Origin of the sequence: Vibrio sp. V10_P2A27P122 (assembly GCF_963874335.1) — a bacterium.
Taxonomy (GTDB): Bacteria; Pseudomonadota; Gammaproteobacteria; order Enterobacterales; family Vibrionaceae; genus Vibrio; species Vibrio anguillarum.
Window position 1 is genome coordinate 1 of the sequence record NZ_CAWNHY010000197.1, and the last position, 2575, is coordinate 2575.

Consider the following 2575-nt stretch of genomic DNA (forward strand, 5'->3'; position numbering starts at 1 on the left):
ACTTAAAGCGTTATAATCTCAATAGTAAAATTACAATGGGTTTATACCGTCTTGATATAACAGCCAAAGATCAGCAATCTTGGAGCGCATGGATTGTGCTTGGTGAACCCAAAGCAAAGCAAATTGTACGCTGGGCTTCGAAAGATCAATGGCAAATTGAAAAAAAAGCGCTACTCAATCCATATTGTCCTTTACCTGAACTCAATGTATCGCTGTATGATTACATCGATGGAAAATACTCTGAAATATGGAGTCAACGCTACGAGTCTGAGTATCCTAATGAACTTGAAATCACTAATTTAGCTGCAGACCGTTATGTACTAGCGGTATCAATGACTCAACAGCGTTGGCAAGGGCCGATTATCATTGAGCAATCTCAAGTAATCAGTAAAACCTACGATGTTTCAGTAGATGAATAATTAAAGATAATAGACAATGTGCCGTTATAGACATAAAGGAAACGACACGTTTATAACATTATGAAAAATTTCATTAAAATACTCCCACTTACAGTCGTACTTACACCATCTTTCAGCTTCGCAGCCAATTATGCAATAGAGGCGCGAGGGGATGCGATGGGTGGTGTAGGGGTTGTATCGGCGAACTTTCTCACTGCTCCATTTTATAACCCTGCACTTGTGGCTATTTACCGTCGTAACGATGACGTAGGTATGATCGTTCCCAGTTTCGGGATTTCTTATAATGATGAAGACCACATGGTCGATGATTTAGACAGCATTTCAAACTTCATAGAAAAAAAAGATTACACAAATACTGAACAGCTGCAGAAAAGTTTAGATAATTTACAAAATGATAAACTAAAAGCCGAAATTGGCGGTGTTGTCGCCTTTGCCATTCCTAACCAATTTATAGCGGCTAATTTATTCGCCAAAGCCTATACCGAAACGTTTGTCACTCCTGATATTTACAGCGGCGAAAATACTGCGTCATTAACTCCAGAGCTACAAACTGTCGAAAACGCAGAGCTCAGCGCAGTGAACGCTGTTTCCGTTGGGGTAACAGAAGTGGGTTTCTCGCTAGCCAAGTACCAAACATTTTTAGGCCAACATATTGCCTTTGGTGTAACACCTAAACTTCAACGCATCTACACCTATGTATATTCAGCAAGCGTAACCGATTACGATATCAAAGATGCACGAGATAATGGCCAAGGTGAAACCATATTCAACCTTGATGCCGGCGCATTGTGGTTTTATGGGCCTTTAAGAGTTGGATTTTCCGCAACCAATTTAGTCAAGAGAGACATTCAAACTCAATCTTACACTAAGAGTCTTAAGAGCCAATTCGGTAAAACACGAGACATCAATATTGGCTACGCATACCAAATGAGGCCACTTTATACAGTAGGCGTAGGTATTGTTGCAGACTATGCCACATTAAGCGTGGATTATGATCTTAATGAAGAAGAGCGCTACACTAATTTTAATGACAATACACAGATGATTCGAGTAGGTGGTGAAATCGATATCATGCGTCAGTTAAAATTAAGAGCAGGATATAAGAAGAACTTAGCATACGATAATATTGATGGAACAATCACAGCAGGGGTAGGGATCTCACCTCTCAATCTCTTCCAACTGGACATTGGAGCTAGCTATACAAACGATAATGCGATGGGAGCTTACATAAATTTCCTTGCTAGTTATTAACTCGATCTCTATAGTCAGGCTCCTAATCAACCGGAGCCTTTTTAAATGTTTGATGATATTCCAACTTTATCTCACCAAGAACAGCAAGAAGCTGTTGAGAAAATTCAACAACTAATGGCTCAAGGTATCAGTACCGCAGAAGCCATAAAAATCGTTGCATCCCAAATTAGAGCAGAAAAATCTGCAGATAAAACGAATTAATTCTCAACCTAACTATTTCGATTGCATAAGAGCGTTCACTCATTAGTGGACGCTTTTTTGTATCGAGAAAACCTCCACCTAGGCTGGGGGTTCCGTAAAGCTTACGGCTATAAGCCAGTTATATAACCCCTTTCAATTTGATAAAAACGTCTTGTGGTCTGGCAACTGCAAGAGTTAATTAAGAATTGAAAGGGGGTCCCAATCGGGACGAAGAGAGCTTAGCGCATACGCGATGGAATTGTAAATATCATGTGGTTTTTGCACCTAAGTACCGAAGGCCGGTGTTCTACCAGACTTCGCCGGGATATCATCCAAATGCTCACCAACGAGCAAGTGGGTAGCGTATATTCTCGATTTTTGGTGCTTTCAGCGATGTTCTGTTTAACCGGTTTTGTAGCGAAACTTGGCCATTGGTCTAAAGTATTTAAGTGAACTTAGCTGATCAGATCGTAGGTTGATAATTTAGTTCCATGATTTAGGAAACAAAGCCATTTTATGTAGGATTTTTCTGGGATTATGAGTCGTCTATTGTCTGCTTTTACTGATGATTATATTGTTAAGTGAATGAAATCTAGTCTAGGAATCTCGGAATGATAACCAATAATATAACTAATGTAGTGGCATAGTGAATTTGGTCACTTAGTTAGAGGTGATATCATCACCTCATAAGTTAACAGGTGACATTATGACAAAACGTACAAGAC

3 protein-coding genes and 1 pseudogene are annotated in these 2575 nt (G+C 39.6%); all 4 read left to right on the top strand.

Annotated elements, in window-relative coordinates; genetic code table 11:
• Positions 1 to 419: DUF2861 family protein (locus AACQ17_RS08485; RefSeq protein ID WP_141201451.1), on the top strand; the 419-nt coding region annotated here is incomplete at its 5' end.
• 60 nt (positions 420 to 479) lie between these two features.
• Complete coding sequence (locus AACQ17_RS08490; protein WP_094167680.1) at positions 480 to 1670, top strand: conjugal transfer protein TraF; 1191 nt, start codon at positions 480 to 482, stop codon at positions 1668 to 1670.
• Positions 1671 to 1715: 45 nt separating this feature from the next.
• Entirely contained in the window at positions 1716 to 1871 is a 156-nt protein-coding gene (locus AACQ17_RS08495) for a YoaH family protein (RefSeq protein WP_013867794.1), read from the top strand.
• A 185-nt stretch (positions 1872 to 2056) separates the two neighbouring features.
• Positions 2057 to 2161 (top strand): annotated as a pseudogene (locus AACQ17_RS08500) (hypothetical protein); the annotation flags it as partial.
• Between the last annotated feature and the right edge of the window lie 414 nt (positions 2162 to 2575).